The organism is Streptomyces liliifuscus, assembly GCF_016598615.1.
Classification (GTDB): domain Bacteria; phylum Actinomycetota; class Actinomycetes; order Streptomycetales; family Streptomycetaceae; genus Streptomyces; species Streptomyces liliifuscus.
On sequence record NZ_CP066831.1, the window covers coordinates 3,713,594 to 3,731,623 of the forward strand.

The following is an 18,030-nucleotide window of genomic DNA, read 5'->3' on the forward strand; positions in this document are numbered from 1 at the left end:
TCATCGTCAGGATCCGAGGGCCGGGGTCCAGGTTTCGGGGGCGAGTGGCGGGGCAGCAGCGTGTGCTCCGCCGTTGATCTGACACCATTCCCCGGGGGCCCCGTTCGGCGGATGGACGGTGCTCGTTTGGAGAGACTTGCGACCAGGGGACGGATGGGACCGCGCAGTGCGGGGCTACGAACGCCAGGAGCGAGAGCCGGCGGCTGACGTCGACCACCTCTCTCGGTTCGAGGCCGAGATGGAGCGGCTGAAGACCGAGCGGGAGAAGGCCGTCCAGCACGCCGAGGACCTCGGCTATCAGGTCGAGGTGCTGCGCGCCAAGCTGCACGAGGCGCGCCGCAGTCTGGCGACCCGGCCTGCCTACGACAGCGCCGACATCGGCTATCAGGCCGAGCAGATGCTCCGTAATGCGCAGATCCAGGCCGACCAGCTGCGCCAGGACGCCGAGCGGGAGCTGAGCCAGGCCCGCGCGCAGACGCAGCGGATCCTCCAGGAGCACGCCGAGCAGGCCGCCCGCCTCCAGGCGGAGCTGCACCAGGAGGCGGTCACCCGTCGCCAGCAGCTCGACCAGGAGCTCTCCGAGCGCCGGCAGAGCGTCGAGTCGCACGTCAACGAGAACGTGGCGTGGGCCGAGCAGCTGCGGGCCCGCAGCGAGCAGCAGGCCCGCCGGCTGGTCGACGAGTCCCGTGGCGAGGCCGAGCAGGCCCTGGCCGCCGCTCGCGCGGAGGCCGAGCGGGTCGCCGCGGAGGCCCGTCAGCGGCTGCAGAGCGACGCGGAGCAGGCGCGCGCGGAGGCCGAGGCGCTGCTGCGCCGGGCCCGCACCGACGCCGAGCGGCTGCTGAACGCGGCGTCGACGCAGGCCCAGGAGGCCACCGACCACGCCGAGCAGCTGCGCAGTTCGACGGCGACCGAGTCGGACAGCGCGCGCCGTCAGGCCGGCGAGCTGAGCCGGGCCGCCGAGCAGCGCATCAGCGAGGCCGAGACGGCGCTGCGCGAGGCGCGGGCCGAGGCGGAGAAGGTCCTCGCCGAGGCGAAGGAGGCCGCGTCCAAGGCGCTCTCCAGCGCGGAGTCGGCGAACGAACAGCGCACGCGTACGGCGAAGGAGCAGGTCGCCCGGCTGGTCAGCGAGGCCACCAAGGAGGCCGAGACCACCAAGGCCGAGGCCGAGCAGGTCGTCGCGGACGCCAAGACCGCCGCCGAGAAGATCGTCGCGGAGGCCGAGGAGAACGCGCGCAGCCTCACCGCCGAGGAGACCGCGTCCCAGCTCGCCAAGGCGGCCCGTACCGCCGAGGACGTCCTGAACAAGGCGTCCGAGGAAGCCAAGTCGACCACCAAGGCCGCCTCCGAGGAGGCCGAGCGGATCCGCGCCGGGGCCGAGGCCGAGGCGGACCGGCTGCGTGCCGAGGCGCACGACATCGCCGAGCAGCTCAAGGGCACGGCGAAGGACGACACCAAGGAGTACCGCGCCAAGACCGTCGAGCTGCAGGAGGAGGCGCGCCGGCTGCGCGGCGACGCCGAGCAGCTGCGCGCGGACGCCAACGCCGAGGGCGAGCGGATCCGTTCCGAGGCCCGGCGTGAGGCCGTCCAGCAGATCGAGGAGGCGGCCAAGACCGCCGAGGAACTGCTCGCCAAGGCGAAGGCCGACGCGGACGACCAGCGGTCGAACGCGACGACGGAGAGCCAGCGGGTCCGCACCGAGGCCATCGAGCGCGCCACGACGCTGCGCCGGCAGGCCGAGGAGACCCTGGAGCGCACCCGCGCGGAGGCCGAGCGGCACCGGGCGGAGGCCGTCGAGCAGTCCGAGGCCATCACCGCGGAGGCCGAGCGCGCCGCCCGCGAACTGCACGAGGACACCGAGCGGGCCATAGCGGCCCGCCAGGCCGAGGCGGCCGAGGGGCTGACCCGGCTGCACACGGAGGCCGAGGAGCGCCTCGCCTCCGCCGAGCAGGCGCTGACCGACGCGCGCGCCGAGGGCGAGCGCATCCGCCGCGAGGCCGCCGAGGAGATCGACCGGCTGCGCGGCGAGGCCGCCGAGCGGATCCGCACGCTCCAGGCGCAGGCCGAGGCAGAGGCCGAGCGGCTGCGCGACGAGGCCGCTTCCGACGCGTCCGCGTCGCGTGCCGAGGGCGAGTCCATCGCCGTACGGCTGCGCTCGGAGGCCGCGGCGGAGGCCGAGCGGCTCAAGTCGGAGGCACAGGACACCGCGGACCGCGTACGGACGGAGGCGCAGGCCGCCGCCGAGCGGCTCGCCACGGAGGCCGCCGAGGCGCTGTCCGCCGCCCAGGAGGAGGCCGCCAGGCGCCGCCGCGAGGCCGAGGAGCTCCTCGGCGCCGCTCGCCAGGAGGCCGACCAGGAGCGGGAGCGGGCTCGCGAGCAGAGCGAGGAGCTGCTCGCCTCGGCGCGCAACCGCGTGGAGGAGGCCCAGACCGAGGCCGTACGGCTGGTCGAGGAGGCGGACCGCCGGGCGACCGAGATGGTGTCGGCCGCCGAACAGACCGCACAGCAGGTACGGGACTCCGTCGCCGGGCTGCACGAGCAGGCCCAGGAGGAGATCACGGGCCTGCGCAGCGCCGCCGAGCACGCGGCGGAGCGCACGCGCACCGAAGCACAGCAGGAGGCCGACCGGGTCCGCGCCGACGCGTACGCGGAGCGGGAGCGGGCCGCCGAGGACGGCAACCGTGTCCGGCGCGAGGCCCACGAGGAGGCGGAGGCCGCCAAGTCCCTTGCGGAGCGCACGGTTTCGGAGGCGATCACCGAATCCGACCGGCTGCGCTCGGACGCCTCGGAGTTCGTCCAGCGGGCCCGTACGGAGGCGTCGGACACCGTCGCGTCGGCGGAGCAGGACGCCTCACGGGCGCGGGCCGAGGCCCGCGAGGACGCCAACCGCATCCGGTCGGACGCGGCGACGCAGGCCGACACCCTCATCACCGAGGTGACGTCGGAGGCGGAGCGGCTCACGGCGGAGACCAACGCGGAGGCGGAGCGGGTCCGTTCCGAGTCCGTGGCGAAGGCCGAGAAGCTGATCTCGGACGCGACGGGCGACGCGGAGCGGCTGCGCGCCGAGGCGGCCGAGACGGTCGGTTCCGCGCAGCAGCACGCCGAGCGGGTCAGGTCGGAGGCGGAGCGCGTCAAGAACGAGGCGGCCGCCGAGGCCGACCGGCTCATGTCGAACGCACGCGACGAGGCCGACGACACCCTGGACAAGGCGCGCAAGGAGGCCAACAAGCGGCGCTCCGAGGCGGCCGAGCAGGTCGACACGCTGATCACGGAGACGGCCGCCGAGGCCGACAAGCTGATCACGGAGGCCCAGCAGACGGCCCACAAGACCACCGCGGACGCCGAGAGCCATGCCGACACGATGGTCGGCGCCGCCCGCAACGAGGCGGAGCGGCTGGTCTCCGAGGCGACCGTCGAGGGCAACTCGCTGGTGGAGCGGGCCCGGACGGACGCGGACGAGTTGCTGGTCGGTGCGCGCCGGGACGCCACGGCCATAAGAGAGCGCGCGGAGGAGCTTCGTGACCGGATCACCGGCGAGATCGAGGATCTGCACGACCGGGCGCGCCGGGAGTCCGCGGAGACGATGAAGGCGGCGGGCGACCGCTGCGACGCCCTCATCAAGGCTGCCGAGGACCAGCTGAGGGAAGCCGAGGCGAAGGCCAAGGACCTGGTGTCGGAGGCCAACTCCGAGGCGGGCAAGGTCCGGATCGCCGCCGTGAAGAAGGCGGAGGGGCTTCTCAAGGAGGCCGAGCAGAAGAAGGCCGCGCTCATCTCCGAGGCCGAGGCCATCAGATCCGAGGCGGTGCGCGAGGCGCGGGCCGCGGTCGAGGAGGGCAAGCGCGAGCTGGAGGTGCTGGTCCGGCGCCGCGAGGACATCAATGCCGAGATCTCCCGTGTCCAGGACGTCCTTGAGGCGTTGGAGTCGTTTGAGGCCCCGTCGAGTGGCAAGGACGGTGGCGTCAAGGCTGCCGCTGCGGCCGGTGCGACTCGTTCGGGTGGCAAGCCGTCGGAGGGCTAGCCAAATGGCCAACTTCCGTGCTTGCCAGGGGCCTTCGGCAGCGTCTCTGGCAAGCGGTCCGGCAGTTAGCCACCAAAAAGGGTGTCATTCTCCATATCAATCGGGCTACTGCTCGATGACACACCGTCTTGACCCCTAGGATTCCACCTATCACCTCACCGGTCTCATTCGACAGGAACCCCATGAGCGACACTTCCCCCTACGGCTTCGAGCTTGTGCGGCGTGGGTACGACCGCGCTCAGGTGGACGAACGCATTTCGAAGCTCGTCTCCGACCGTGACAGCGCTCTGGCCCGTATCACTGCTCTGGAAAAGCGCATCGAGGAGCTCCATCTCGAAACGCAGAACGCCCAGGCCCAGGTCAGCGACGCAGAGCCGTCGTACGCGGGTCTCGGCGCGCGCGTCGAGAAGATCCTCCGCCTCGCCGAGGAGGAGGCGAAGGACCTGCGCGAAGAGGCCCGTCGCGCGGCGGAACAGCACCGTGAGCTCGCCGAGTCGGCGGCTCAGCAGGTGCGTAACGACGCAGAATCGTTCGCTGCGGACCGCAAGGCCAAGGCGGAGGACGAGGGCGTCCGGATCGTCGAGAAGGCCAAGTCCGACGCTTCTCAGCTGCGTACCGAGGCTCAGAAGGACGCGCAGTCCAAGCGTGAGGAGGCGGACGCCCTCTTCGAGGAGACCCGTGCGAAGGCCGCTCAGGCCGCCGCCGACTTCGAGACGAACCTCGCCAAGCGCCGCGAACAGTCCGAGCGTGACCTGGCCTCGCGTCAGGCCAAGGCGGAGAAGCGTCTCGCGGAGATCGAGCACCGCGCGGAGCAGCTCCGTCTGGAGGCCGAGAAGCTGCGTACGGACGCGGAGCGTCGCGCCCGTCAGACGGTGGAGACGGCTCAGCGCCAGGCCGAGGACATCGTGGCCGACGCGAACGCCAAGGCGGACCGGATCCGTTCGGAATCCGAGCGGGAGCTGGCGGCTCTTACGAACCGTCGCGACTCGATCAACGCTCAGCTGACGAACGTCCGCGAGATGCTCGCGACGCTGACCGGTGCGGCTGTGGCTGCCGCCGGGTCGCCGGCCGAGGACGAGCCGATCTCTCGTGGGGTGCCGGCGCAGCAGTCCCGGTAAGTACGAGTCGTCCACGTACGGGTCGTCGGGATCTGCGGGTCCGTCTGGGCTGGTCGCGCAGTTCCCCGCGCCCCTTCGGGGCACACCTTCGAAGCCCCCTGCCTTTAAGTGGCAGGGGGCTTTGTCGCGTTTTAGCGTGGGGCCCATGATCGAGCTTGAGGGGCTTACCAAGCGGTACGGCGAGAAAATGGCGGTGAACCATCTGACGTTCACCGTGCGGCCGGGAATCGTGACCGGGTTTCTGGGGCCGAACGGGGCCGGGAAGTCCACGACGATGCGGATGCTGCTCGGGCTCGACCGGCCGACCGCGGGTGACGTGCGGATCGACGGGCAGCACTACGACCGTCTCAAGGATCCGCTGAAGTACATCGGGGCCCTGCTCGACGCCAAGGCCATGCACGGCGGCCGCAGCGCCTTCAACCACCTTCTGTGCCTCGCGCAGAGCAATGGGATTCCTCGGGCGCGGGTGCACGAGGTCCTCGACACCGTCGGCCTCACCGCGGTGGCGAGGAAGAAGGCCAAGGGCTTCTCGCTCGGTATGGGGCAGCGGCTCGGCATCGCGGGCGCGCTGCTCGGCGACCCGCGGATCCTGATGTTCGACGAGCCGGTCAACGGGCTCGACCCCGAGGGCATCCACTGGATCCGCAACCTGATGAAGTCCCTGGCCGCCCAGGGCCGTACGGTCTTCGTCTCCTCGCATCTGATGAGCGAGATGGCGCTGACCGCCGACCACCTCGTCGTGATCGGCCAGGGCCGGCTGCTCGCCGACACCTCCATGGCCGACTTCATCCGGCAGAACTCACGGTCGTACGTACGGATCCGGTCGCCCCAGCGGGAGCGGCTGCTCGATGTGCTGCACGGGGCCGGGATCACCGTCGTCGAGTCCGGCGGCGAGGCGCTCGAGGTGGACGGCTCGAAGTCGGAGCACATCGGGGAGCTCGCGGCTCAGCACCAGCTCGTGCTGCATGAGCTGAGCCCTCAACAGGCCTCGCTGGAAGAGGCGTTCATGCAGCTGACGGCGGAGTCGGTGGAGTACCACGCGCACTCCGATCCGTCGCTCGGCGCCACCGCGCCGACCGCCGCTCCGCCTGGCGCGCCGCCCGCCGGGCAGCAGCAGGCGCCCCAGTGGGGCAACGACTGGAAGAAGGGCTGAACACATGGCCGCGACCCAGGTCGTCCGGTCCGAGTGGACCAAGATCCGGTCGGTGGCGTCCACGGTGTGGACGCTCAGTCTCGCCGCGGTGGTCACCGTCGCGCTCGGCGTGCTCATCTCGCTGCTGTCGAAGAACGAGTTCGACGACATGAGCACGAAGGACCAGCTCTCCTTCGACCCGACGTTCATCAGCTTCGCCGGGATGAGCCTGGGTCAGCTGGCGATGATCGTGTTCGGCGTGCTGGTGGTCTCCAACGAGTACAGCACCGGCATGATCCGCACCTCGCTCGCCGCGGTGCCGCAGCGCGGCACGTTCCTCTTCAGCAAGATCGCGGTGGCGACCGGACTCGCCTTCCTCGTCGCCCTCGCCACCAGTTTCGTCGCCTTCTTCCTCGGCCAGGCGATGCTGGGCTCGCACCGGGCGTCGATCGGCGACCCGGGTGTGCTGCGCGCGGTCATCGGCGGCGGCCTCTACATGACCCTCATCGCCCTCTTCTCGATGGGCGTCGCCACGATGCTGCGCAGCCCGATGCTCTCCCTCGGCATCCTGATGCCCTTCTTCTTCCTGATCTCCGCCATCCTCGGAAACGTCGACGCCACCAAGAAGGTCGGCCAGTACCTCCCGGACCAGGCGGGCAGCAAAATCATGCAGGTAGTCACCCCGATCGACGACGACGTGCCGTACGGCCCCTGGGGCGGCCTGGGAATCATGGTCCTGTGGGTCGCGGTGGCGCTGGCGGGCGGATACGTGCTGCTGAAGAAGAGGGATGCCTAGGGCCTGTCTGGCAATTCCCGTCGTCGCCCGGAGGGCGGCCTGGCGGCGTCAGGTGCGTGCTCTCGCCGCGCCGGGTGTAGATCCTCGTACTGGACGTACCTGGGTCTGCGCCCGGTGCGGCGAGAGTGCGTGCATGGCGTCGCCAGGCAGGCGGGCATTGCCAGACAGGCCCTAGGGCTCACGATTTTGCTCAGCTTTGGGGGGAACCGTCAGCGCCCGGCTATCCTCCTAAGCCTTACGGGGGCGTGCGCCCCGACGTCCTGAACCTTTCGATGGGTGCGGAGAATGATCGAGGCAGTCGGCCTGACGAAGCGCTACGGCGACAAGACAGCCGTGTACAACCTTTCCTTCCAGGTAAGGCCGGGTTCCGTCACCGGCTTCCTCGGGCCCAACGGGTCGGGCAAGTCGACGACCATGCGCATGATCCTCGGGCTCGACAACCCCAGCTCCGGTCAGGTCACGATCGGCGGCTACCCCTACCGCAAGCTGCCCAACGCCCCCCGCCAGGTCGGCGCGCTCCTCGACGCCAAGGCCGTGCACGGTGGCCGGCACGCCCGCAACCACCTCCTGTGCCTCGCCCAGCTGTCCGGCATCCCGGCCCGCCGCGTGGACGAGGTGCTGGGCGTCGTCGGCCTCCAGGACGTGGCGAAAAAGCGCTCCAAGGGGTTCTCGCTCGGCATGGGCCAGCGGCTCGGCATCGCCGCCGCGCTCCTCGGCGACCCCCAGGTGCTGCTCTTCGACGAGCCGGTCAACGGCCTCGACCCCGAGGGCATCCTCTGGGTGCGGAACCTGATGAAGTCGCTGGCCGCGGAGGGCCGGACCGTCTTCGTCTCCTCCCACCTCATGAGCGAGATGGCTCTCACCGCCGACCACCTCATCGTGATCGGCCGCGGTCAGATGCTCGCCGACATGAGCGTCCGCGACTTCATCTCGCACAACTCCGCCGACTTCGCGCGCGTACGCACGCCCGACACCGAGCCCCAGCAGCGCGAGAAGCTGACGGCCGCGCTGACCGAGGCGGGCGGCCAGGTGCTGCCCGAGCAGGACGGCGCTCTGCGTGTCATGGGCCTGCCGCTCCCCCGCATCAGCGAACTCGCGCACAGCTCCGACGTACGCCTGTGGGAGCTCTCCCCGCACCAGGCCTCGCTGGAGGAGGCGTACATGCGGATGACGCAGGGTTCCGTCGACTACCGCTCCACCGTCGACCAGCGCGCGGGCCTGCAGCAGGAGCTCCCGCCGGGCGCGATGCCGCCCCCGCAGATGCCGGTGCCGGGTCAGGGCCAGCCGGGCTGGTACGCCCCGCCGCCGCCCCAGCAGGGCGGCCAGCCGTTCGCGATGCCGCAGGCGCAGCCGCCCGCCGGGGTGCCCGCGGGCCCGTACGGCGCCCCGGCCGCGTCCGGAGCCGGAGAGCCCAACCCGTACGCCCAGCCGGCCGGCACCGCGCCCGCGGCCGCCGCTCCCCCACAGCCCGCCCCCGCGCAGCCCTCCTCCGCCGCGCCCGACCTGACCAAGCCCGAGGACGCCCGATGAGCACGCCCCAGCACCAGATGCAGCAGCAGGCCGCCCCTGCCCCGAACTGGCAGGGCGCGCCCGGGACTTCGTACACCTCGCCGATTCCGATCACGCGCACGCACCTCGGTCACGCGCTCGCCTCCGAGTGGACGAAGATCAAGTCGGTGCGCTCCACGATGTGGACGCTCGGTGTCTTCGTGCTGCTGGTCGTCGGCATCGGCTTCCTGGTCGCCGCGCAGACCACCAACGAGGACTTCACGGACGTCCCGTACACGATCCCCGCTTTCTTCGGCCTGATCCTCGGCCAGATCTGCCTGATCACGCTGGGCGTGCTGGTGGTCTCGTCGGAGTACGGCACGGGCATGATCCGTACGACGTTCACGGCGTCGCCCCAGCGCTACCGGGTGCTCACCGCCAAGCTGATGATCTTCTTCGTCGTCGCGTTCGTCGTGTCGGCCCTCTCCATCGGCGTGGTCGGCCTGATCACGTCGGGCATGCACGGCGGGGCGTCGGACAACGATTGGGGCGGGACCGTCCTGATGGGCGCGCTGTACGTGTCGCTGCTCGGCGTCCTCGCGCTCGCGGTGGGATCGATGCTGCGGCACTCCGCCGGCGCGATCACCACGATGCTCGGTGTGGTGCTGGTGCCCGCGATCCTGCCCGCGTTCCTGCTGATGTCCGAGAGCATGCGGACGATCGGCGAGAAGATGATGGAATATAACGCTCCGAACGCGCTCGCCCGGATCTTCCAGCTCGACTCCGACAACGGGAACGGCAGTTCCCAGCTCGTCCTCCTCGCTGGGGTGACTGCGGCGGCGATCGCCGGGGCCTACGCGCTGCTGGAGAAGCGGGACGTCTAGGACATAGACGACCTACGCAAAATCGTTCGAAGGTCTAGAACCTCGGAGCGTTCCGGGACCGCTGCACCCGTGTGGTGCGGCGGTCCTTCGCGTTCCAGCACGCCTTGTGCCAGTGCCGCCGCTCGTCCACTCCGGAGTGCTCGGGCCAGGCCACCACATGCGGGACGCCGGAGGGAATCTGCTGGTCGCAGCCGGGACAGCGATACGTCTTGCCCTGGGCACTCGCGCCCGCCACGTGCCGCACGCTCCACGCCTCGCCCTGCCAGCTCTCCGTCGACTGCCAGCCGCCGTAGCGGTCGGACGGGTCCGATCCGTCCGGGGACTGGCTCCGGCCGGAGTCACCGGCACCCTTGGGACGGTTGCGACGCGGGGACACAGGACACCTCACGGAGCTATACAGGGAGCACGGGCTGTGTCCAGCCTACGCGGAGCACCCAGGGGTACGCGTACGTCACCAACCCCCACAGATCCCCCGCACGGCCGGCTCATTCTGCAGACAATCCGCCAATCTCCTCACCAAGCCGTGTCCTTGGCACGTGTCAGACGGTTATGCGAGGTGGGGGAGCCGCGTCGGCACAAGGAGGCAGGAGTGCGATGCGCGTAGGAAGTTTTGTACTGGCGGCCCAGTTCCCGGGCCAGGGCCAGGGGGAGGCACTGCACCGCGCGGTGCGGTCCGCCGAGGTCGCCGAGGAGGCGGGGCTCGACGCCGTATGGCTGGCCGAGCACCACTTCGTGCCGTACGGGACGTGCCCGTCGGCCATCACGCTCGCCGCGTTACTGCTCGGGCGCACCCGGCGGATCCGGGTCGGCACGGCGGTCAGCGTGCTGCCCACCGTGCACCCCGTGGCGCTCGGCGAGCAGGCCGCGCTGCTGCATGTGACGTCCGGCGGGCGCTTCTCGCTCGGGCTGGGGCGCGGCGGACCGTGGGTGGACCTGGAGGTCTTCGGGACGGGCCTCGAAGCGTACGAGAAGGGGTTCCCGGAATCACTCGATCTGCTGGTGCGGTGGCTGCGTGAGCCGTCCGTCGCGGGCGGTTCGGAGCGCTTCGATTTCCGTGAAGTCCCTGTCGTGCCAAGGCCGTCGGAGGCCCTGACGGGCGGCGAGAGCCCCGAGGTCGTCGTCGCCTGCACCTCACCGGCGAGCGTGAAGCTGGCCGCCGGGCGCGGGCTGCCGATGCTCCTCGGGATGCATGTCGGGGACGAGGAGAAGGCGGAGATGGTCGCGCTGTGGCGCACGCACGCGCGCGACGCGGGGTACTCGCCGGACGAGATCGCGGACGCGGCCCATGTCTCGGCCGGCATCGCCCAGGTCGCGGACCGGCGCACGGACGCGGTCGAGATGCTCCTGAAGGCCATGCCGGGCTGGCTGAAGCAGGGTCTCGACGCCCATGTGACCGTGGACGGCCGGGCCCGCTCGATGCGGGACCCGGTGGCCTACACCGAACTGCTCTGCGGGCTGCACCCGGTGGGTACGCCCCGCCTGTGCGCCGACCGCCTCGCGGCGACGTCCGAGCGCACGGGGATCACGCGCTTCGCGCTGCTCACGGAGGGCTCGGGCGACCTGGCGGCGACCGAGGAGAACGTACGGCGGCTGGGGGACGAGGTGCTGCCGCGGCTGCGGTGAGCGGGGCCCCGCCCGGGCCGAGCCGAAGGAAACCGCGTCCCGGCCGAGCCGGGATGCGACCGGGCCGAACCGATGTTGGTCCGGGCCGAACCGACGTGCGCCCGGGCAGAACCGGGGTGTTGCCGGGCCGAGTCGGGATGCGACCGGGCCGAACTTGGCTGCAACCGGGCCGAACCTGGGTGCGTCCGGGCCGAGTCGGGATGCGACCAGGCCGAATCGGCGTGTGTCCGGGCCGAACCCGGGTGCGGTCTGGCCGAGTCGGGTCGCGGCCGGACGGAACCGGGGGCGGTTGCGGGCCGAACCGATGTGGGTCCGGGCCGAATCGGCGTGCGTCCGGGCCGAACTGGCGGATTCCTGACGGGGGTTGGGCCGCGTTTGGTCGCAACCGGTCCGTATCCGACCGGAACAGACCCCTGTCCGGGCGGAGCCGACCCATGTCCGGGCCGAACAGATTCCTGTCCGGGCCGAACCGACCCATGTCCGGGCCCAACCGGTGTGCGCCGCGGGGAGCTTGCCGCCCCAGTACAAAAGCACCTCCCGCGTACGGAGCGGCAAGCCGTGCGGCATCACCGCCTCAGCAGTCCCGGAACTCCGGCGACTGGTTCAGCAGCTGACTGCGCACCGAGGTGAAGCGGTTCAAGGTGTCGTCCACCGAGCCGTCCAGCGGGAACACCGCCACGCGGTGGCAGTTCTGGAAGGCCAGGCGCACTCCGAAGTGCCGCTGCAGCGCACCGCGTATCGCATCACTCGCGAGCGCACGCAGCAGCTGGCCGCGCGCCTGCTCGTCCGGCGGCGGCGTCTGGTTGTCGGCGAAGTTGCCGCCGTCCACCTTCAGCTGAGCCACCAGGGAGCTGATCATCTCCCATGCGTAGGGCAGGGAAATCCGGACGCAGTCGACGAATTCCGCTTCGTCGACCTCGCCTCGCTCGGCCTTTTCGAGTAGGGCCGGTGAGACGTCCAGCGACATGGGTTCTCCTCTCGCACCCCCTCGGCAGAGGGGGTTGACGGACAGGGAAGGAGACCGCGACGCCGAACACGCTGAGTACACGCGTCGCGACCTCCCGTTTATACGGTAGGCAACTGTTCGTGGCCGCACCAGGACATTGAGAAACCGGGGGAGACTCAACCTGCTCACAACCAGCCACTTTCGAACAGGGCTTATCCGGGGAAACAGGGGCGACAGGAAAGGCTCCGGTCAAGACGGCCCATGGGCGGATCGCGCCGACCCTCGCCGGTCGAGTAGCGTTGCGGACCATGCGTCTCGTCATTGCCCGCTGCTCCGTTGACTACGCGGGCCGGCTCACCGCCCATCTCCCGTCGGCCCCCCGCCTGATCCTTGTGAAGGCCGACGGCAGTGTCTCGATCCATGCGGACGACAGGGCCTACAAGCCCCTCAACTGGATGTCGCCGCCCTGCACGCTGAAGGAGGGTTCGGGGGACGACGAGGGTGTCTGGACCGTCATCAACAAGGCGGGCGAGAAGCTCATCATCACGATGGAGGAGGTCCTCCACGACTCCTCGCACGAACTCGGCGTGGACCCCGGCCTGATCAAGGACGGCGTGGAGGCACACCTCCAGGAGCTCCTCGCCGACCGCATCGACACCCTCGGCGAGGGCTACTCGCTGATCCGCCGCGAGTACATGACGGCCATCGGCCCGGTCGACATCCTGTGCCGTGACGGCGAGGGCCGAACCGTCGCCGTGGAGATCAAGCGGCGCGGCGAGATCGACGGCGTGGAGCAACTCACGCGCTATCTGGAGCTGTTGAACCGCGACCCGCACCTCGCACCGGTCCGCGGCATCTTCGCGGCCCAGGAGATCAAGCCCCAGGCCCGCGTCCTCGCCACCGACCGCGGCATCGGCTGCGCGGTCCTCGACTACAACGCGCTGCGCGGCATCGAGGACGACAAGCTGCGGCTGTTCTGACGGCCACGAGGTTCTTTCGTACGGCATGACAGTGGGCCGGGTCCGGTGTGGAGGACCCGGCCCACTGTCGTGCGGAGCCGTACGCGGGTGTCGTACCCCGGGTGTCAGATCGTCGGCGAGTCGCTGTCCGCGGGGCTGCTCGCGGCGCTGCTGCTCTCGGCCGGGCTGGAGGCCGGGCCGCTGGCCGAGTCGGAGGTCTCCGGTGTGGTCGGCGGAGTCTCGCTCGGCTCACCGGTCGGATCGGTCGGCGTCGGTGTGGGAGTCGGCGTGGGTGTCGGCGTCGGACTGGTCGGCGGCTTCGGCGAAGTCGGCGGCTTGGAAGAGGACGGCGGCTTCGTCGAGGGCTTGTTCGTGCTCGGGTCCTTCGTCCCGGTCGGATCGTCCGAGGGCTCCGTGCTCGAAGAGGGCGCCGGATCGTCCGAGGTCCCGATGATCCCGTCGTCACCCGGGTCGGTGGGACGGCTCGTCGAGTCCGCGTCGCCGCTGCCCTTCGCCGGCCGGTCCGCGCCGAGTCCGTCGCCCTCGTCGCCGGCGCTGGCCGACGGGTTGGGGCCGACCCGCTCCGAGGGGATGTTGTCGTCGGGGTTGGAGGTCGCGCCGAGCGTCACCACCGTGCCGAGCACGGCGGCCAGGAGCGCGCCCGCGCCCGCCGCGGCGAGGTTGCGCCGGGTGCCGTTGACCAGGCCCTTGACGCGGCCCGGCTTCGCGGCGGAGGCGGCACCGCCGCGGGTGATCACCGTCGCGGGTTCGCCAGGCTGCTGGAGCGAGGGGACCGGAGTGAATCCGGACGGTACGCCACCGGGCGGCGACGCCGACTCCTCGTACCGCGCGTCGGGCACCTCCTCGCCCGCCGTCGCACCGATCCCGGCCGGCGGTGTGGTGCCGGTGCGGTCCGCGACCAGCGCCAACGCGCGGCGGCCGGCGACGGTGCCGCGCTTCTCGGCGAGGGCGCCGCGCAGCCCGATGGACGCCTCCAGTTCGGCGCGGGCCCGGTCGAACTGCCCGGCGCAGAGCGCGAGGATGCCCAGCTCGTGGTGGAAATAGGCTTGATCCGAGACCTCGCCGGACAGCCGGGCCGCCTCGGCGCCCGAGCGCAGCGCACGCTCCCAGGCACTCCAGTGCAGCCCCGCGGCGAACGCGGGCGCGGCCGTGCGCGCCAGCCGTACGGCGGTGGCGCTCTCCTCCTCCTCGGTCGGCGGTTCCGTGACGGGCGCCAGGGCGGTCAGCGCGGCGAGCACGGCGTCCGCCTCGGCGGCGACCCGCTCCGGGGTGACCGACGGATGCCCCGCCCACCAGGCGTAGTGCTCGGCGGCGGCGCGCGCCTTCTCCTCGGCGTCGGACGCGTACCCGACGGCCTCCAGCTGGGTCTGTACGCCGGCCGCGAGGCGGTAGTGCGAACCGACCGGTGTGACGAGCGCGCAGCCCACGACCTCGGCGAGCGCGGCGTCCGCGTGCGTGTCCCCCACCAGGGCGGGCAGATGCGCCTGGTGCGGCACCTCGCCGCCCAGCGCGACGGCGAAGCGCAGCGTCGAGCGCGCCGACTCGCTGAGCCGGGTGGCGAGCAGCGCGGCCGGGGCGGCGCCCTCGGCGAGCGACGGCAGCGGTACGTCGTGGCCGTCCTCGGCGTCGAAGGGCGCGTCCACGGGCGCGTCCTCGTAGTAGCCGAACTCGTCGAAGGCGTTCGGGTCGGCGCGCAGCTGGTCGCGCTGCCGCAGCAGCGCACCGGCCTGCACGAAGCGCAGCGGCAGCCCCTCGGACTCGAACCAGAGGTCGCCCGCCCAGTTCGCCTCGTCCTCGGTCAGGACGCGGCCGACGGCCCGCTCCAGCAGTTCGAGACCGCCGCCGCGGCCGAGGCCGCCGAGGAAGACCTCTTCGAGGAGCGAGTCGGTCGACGGCGCGGGAACATCGGGCGTCGCGGAGATCAGGAAGGCGCACTCGGGGGTCGCGTCGAGCAGTTCGTCGAGCGCGGCACCGCCGAACTCCACGTCGTCCAGGACGACGACCGCGCCGATCTCGTGGACGAGTGCGAGCAGTTCCTCCCGCTCCGGCCGGTGCAGCGGAGCGTTGAAGACGGCGGCGAAGAGGTCGTGCAGGAGATCGTCCGGCGTACGGCGGTGGCCGCTGAGGCGCACCACACCGTCCGGAGCGAGGTCCGCGCAGTCGTCGGCGACGGCGTCCAGAAGCACGGTGCGGCCCGAACCCGAGGGTCCGGTGAGCCGCACGGAGCGCCCGCGCGCGAGCAGGCGCACAAGCCGCTCACGCTCCTCCTGCCGCTCCAGGAGCGGCAGTCTGGGCAGCGAGGCCCCCGGTGGTACGGGAGGTCGTGTCGAGCGGGCCAGCTCGGCCCGGTCGGCTGCGCTGAACTTCGTGGGCCGCGGCGGTCGCTCGCCCGGTGGGCAGAGCTCGATCTCGCTGCCGTCGACGGGATTGACGGTGAGCAGATGGTCGCCCGACACGAGTTGGACGGTGCGGGCCAGTGCTGGCGTGTGCTGACCGAAGTCGGACGTCAGAGGATCGCGCGGCGGCCGCTGTCGCGGAGCCGAGCCGTCCTCGTGGCCGTACTCTTCGGGTCCCCGGTTCATCGGGTCCATAGGTCCAAGCCCCCCAAAAGCGTGGTGTGCCGAGCCCCTCCCGGCCTTGCTGCACACTGCGCTGTCGCTTCTGGTCCGGTGCCCGCTCACGGGTTCGTCAAGACGCGGGCAGCCGAACCCTAAACCTTCGCACAGTATCTACGAACACACGGGGTACCGCGCCGTCCGAGACGTCACAGCTTCGTGAGGATTGTTCGCGACATACGTTTCGTACGATCGCTTCCTACCCGATCTTCGCCGTTTGCGACAGTGACGCCGGGTCAGGTCCAGGGGCGACGGAGGGTCACGCCCGGGAGTGGCGCGGAGTCACACCCGGGGCAGCGACTCGACGCCGATGCCGCCCTCGATCGCCAGGATCCGGTGGAGCCTGGTGGCCACCAGCAGGCGCTGCATCTGCGGCGGGACGCCGCGCAGCACAAGCCTCCGGCCGCACCGCCCCGCCCGCCGGTGGGCCCCCATGATGACACCGAGCCCGGTGGCGTCCCAGGAGTCCAGCTCTGACAGGTCGAGCACCAGGTCGCCGACGCCGTCGTCGACTGCCGAGTGCAGGACCGTACGGGCGTCCGCCGCGCTGCGGACGTCGAGGCGGCCCCCGACGACCAGCTCGGCGTGGTCGCCCCTGATGTACATATGCGCTCCCCGAGAGTGCGTTTCGTACGCTGCGTCTTCGTCGTGTCCTGTGTTGCCAGGACTGACTGCCGTACCGGGGCAGAAGTTGCCCTCTGTAAGCGAACCGATACCGAATTCACTCCGAGGAGTGACCGGTCGAAGATCGCCGCAGAGTCAGTACGTGTATCAGTACGTGTAGAAGCCTTGCCCGCTCTTACGGCCGATGTCACCGGCGTCAACCATCCGGCGCATCAGCTCCGGCGGGGCGAACTTCTCGTCCTGGGACTCGGTGTAGATGTTGCCGGTCGCGTGCAGAAGGATGTCGACGCCCGTGAGGTCGGCGGTGGCGAGAGGACCCATCGCGTGACCGAAGCCCAGCTTGCAGGCGAGGTCGATGTCCTCGGCGGTCGCCACACCCGACTCGTACAGCTTGGCCGCCTCGACGACGAGCGCCGAGATGAGCCGGGTGGTCACGAAGCCGGCCACGTCACGGTTGACGACGATGCAGGTCTTGCCGACCGACTCGGCGAACTCCCGCGCGGTGGCGAGTGTTTCGTCGCTCGTCTTGTAGCCGCGGACGAGCTCGCAGAGCTGCATCATCGGGACCGGCGAGAAGAAGTGGACGCCGACGACCCGCTCCGGGCGCTCGGTTGCCGCCGCGATCTTGGTGATCGGGATGGCGGAGGTGTTGGAGGCGAGTACGGTCTCGTCCTTCACCAGCTTGTCGAGCGTACGGAAGATCTCGTGCTTGACTTCCAGCTTCTCGAACACGGCCTCGACGACGATATCGGCGTCGGCGACCGCGTCCAGATCGGTCGTCGTGGTGATGCGGCCCAGCGCCTGTTCGGCCGCGCCGGCGTCCAGCTTCCCCTTGCTCACGAATTTGTCGTACGAGATCTTGATGCCGTCGGTACCACGGGTCAACGCCTCGTCGGTGACATCGCGCAGGACGACGTCCCAGCCGGCCTGTGCGGAGACCTGGGCGATACCTGAACCCATGAGTCCGGCCCCGATGACGGCGAGCTTGCGTGCCACTGTCCGACTCCCCTGCTGCGTTTTCCCGGCGGCGTTGACCATCGCGAGACAACCCGGGGTAACACGCTGTCGGGTTGCCTCTTCGGCGGACCCTAGCGGTCGTGAGGCGCTGTGTGACCGGTAAGTAACGCGCGTCACGTCTCATAGGACGGACATCACACCGAGCGGCTCATTCCGCCGCCCGTACGGCGTAGTTGAGGACCTTCTCGCTCAAAAGGTCCTCCATGCCGTCGAGCAGTGCCAGCACCTCGCGGGACACTTGGGCCGGATCGCGGCACGCCATCATCTCGCGGCCGACCGTGCTCATCACCGTCTGGTGGAGCCAGCCGATCTGCCCGGCCATCAGACCCGGCGTCGGATCGTCGGGGTCCGCGCCCGTCTCCTCGCGCAGGGTCGCCTCCAGGTCGTCGTGGACCTCCTGCTGAAGGCTCCACAGCCGGGACCGGAGGGCGGGCGCGTCATGGATGACGCGCATGAAGCGGTCGTACCCGGCCATCAGTCCGACCCGGGGCGAGACCGCCTCGACCTCCTCGCGCAGCTCGCGCAGGACGGCGCCGGCGGCCGACTCGCCGACGCGGCGGGCGCGCACCCAGCGCGAGAGCCGGTCGACAACGCCCTTGCTGCGGTCGAAGAAGAGGTCTTCCTTGGCCGGGAAGTAGTTGTAGACGGTGTTCACGGAGACATCGGCCGCGTCCGCGACCTCGGCCATGGTCACCGTCACGAAGCCGTGCTCCAGGAACAGTCCCGTGGCGATGTCCGAGATGCGCTGCCTGGTCTCGCGCTTCTTCCGCTCCCTGAGCCCCTCTGCCATGG

General features: G+C 70.8%; 14 protein-coding genes. 8 read left to right on the forward strand and 6 right to left on the reverse strand.

The features are described 5' to 3' along the window. Window positions 1-166 precede the first annotated feature (166 nt). The 6 genes from scy to JEQ17_RS15595 all read left to right on the forward strand — a co-directional run bounded on the left by scy (window position 167) and on the right by JEQ17_RS15595 (window position 9,433). Window positions 167-4,015, forward strand: coding sequence for a polarized growth protein Scy (gene scy, locus JEQ17_RS15570; RefSeq protein WP_200395820.1), 3,849 nt, complete (start codon window positions 167-169; stop codon window positions 4,013-4,015). Between the two features lie 182 nt (window positions 4,016-4,197). Further along, on the forward strand, window positions 4,198-5,133 hold the full coding sequence (locus tag JEQ17_RS15575) for a coiled-coil domain-containing protein (RefSeq protein WP_055617802.1): 936 nt from the start codon (window positions 4,198-4,200) through the stop codon (window positions 5,131-5,133). A gap of 145 nt (window positions 5,134-5,278) precedes the next feature. Continuing rightward, window positions 5,279-6,286 carry an ABC transporter ATP-binding protein gene (locus JEQ17_RS15580; RefSeq protein WP_200395821.1) on the forward strand — a complete coding sequence of 336 codons (1,008 nt, stop codon included), beginning with the start codon at window positions 5,279-5,281 and terminating at the stop codon, window positions 6,284-6,286. 4 nt (window positions 6,287-6,290) lie between these two features. Further along, on the forward strand, window positions 6,291-7,061 hold the full coding sequence (locus JEQ17_RS15585) for an ABC transporter permease (RefSeq protein ID WP_200395822.1): 771 nt from the start codon (window positions 6,291-6,293) through the stop codon (window positions 7,059-7,061). A gap of 285 nt (window positions 7,062-7,346) precedes the next feature. Further along, entirely contained in the window at window positions 7,347-8,591 is a 1,245-nt protein-coding gene (locus tag JEQ17_RS15590) for an ABC transporter ATP-binding protein (protein WP_200395823.1), read from the forward strand. Then, entirely contained in the window at window positions 8,588-9,433 is an 846-nt protein-coding gene (locus JEQ17_RS15595; protein ID WP_407700053.1) for an ABC transporter permease, read from the forward strand. Before JEQ17_RS15590 ends, JEQ17_RS15595 begins: the two co-directional genes overlap by 4 nt. Before the next feature lie 34 nt (window positions 9,434-9,467). Here the strand turns inward: JEQ17_RS15595 and JEQ17_RS15600 are convergent, their stop codons facing one another. After that, window positions 9,468-9,809, reverse strand: coding sequence for an ATP/GTP-binding protein (locus JEQ17_RS15600; protein WP_200395824.1), 342 nt, complete (start codon window positions 9,807-9,809; stop codon window positions 9,468-9,470). 218 nt (window positions 9,810-10,027) lie between these two features. Between JEQ17_RS15600 and JEQ17_RS15605 the strand changes: the two genes are divergently transcribed. Next, window positions 10,028-11,056: an LLM class flavin-dependent oxidoreductase gene (locus JEQ17_RS15605; RefSeq protein WP_200395825.1), complete on the forward strand. Its 1,029-nt coding sequence runs from the start codon at window positions 10,028-10,030 to the stop codon at window positions 11,054-11,056. A gap of 574 nt (window positions 11,057-11,630) precedes the next feature. On the opposite strand, the gene JEQ17_RS15610 is transcribed toward JEQ17_RS15605, so the two are convergent. Beyond that, entirely contained in the window at window positions 11,631-12,023 is a 393-nt protein-coding gene (locus tag JEQ17_RS15610) for an SCO5389 family protein (RefSeq protein WP_200395826.1), read from the reverse strand. A 287-nt stretch (window positions 12,024-12,310) separates the two neighbouring features. Here JEQ17_RS15610 and nucS point away from each other — a divergent pair, with 287 nt between their 5' ends. Further along, window positions 12,311-12,982 (forward strand): endonuclease NucS, encoded by a 672-nt coding sequence (gene nucS / locus JEQ17_RS15615; protein WP_200395827.1) that lies wholly within the window; start codon window positions 12,311-12,313, stop codon window positions 12,980-12,982. 104 nt (window positions 12,983-13,086) lie between these two features. On the opposite strand, the gene JEQ17_RS15620 is transcribed toward nucS, so the two are convergent. From JEQ17_RS15620 to JEQ17_RS15635, 4 genes are all read right to left on the reverse strand, one after another. Next, window positions 13,087-15,573, reverse strand: a complete 2,487-nt coding sequence (locus tag JEQ17_RS15620; protein ID WP_200395828.1) for an ATP-binding protein — start codon at window positions 15,571-15,573, stop codon at window positions 13,087-13,089. Window positions 15,574-15,879: 306 nt separating this feature from the next. Beyond that, complete coding sequence (locus tag JEQ17_RS15625; protein WP_030672301.1) at window positions 15,880-16,203, reverse strand: STAS domain-containing protein; 324 nt, start codon at window positions 16,201-16,203, stop codon at window positions 15,880-15,882. A 165-nt stretch (window positions 16,204-16,368) separates the two neighbouring features. Then, the gene (locus tag JEQ17_RS15630) at window positions 16,369-17,217 is read right to left on the reverse strand and encodes a 3-hydroxyacyl-CoA dehydrogenase family protein (RefSeq protein WP_200395829.1); all 849 of its coding nucleotides are present in this window, start codon (window positions 17,215-17,217) and stop codon (window positions 16,369-16,371) included. 169 nt (window positions 17,218-17,386) lie between these two features. After that, the gene (locus JEQ17_RS15635) at window positions 17,387-18,028 is read right to left on the reverse strand and encodes a TetR/AcrR family transcriptional regulator (protein ID WP_200395830.1); all 642 of its coding nucleotides are present in this window, start codon (window positions 18,026-18,028) and stop codon (window positions 17,387-17,389) included. Window positions 18,029-18,030 lie beyond the last annotated feature (2 nt).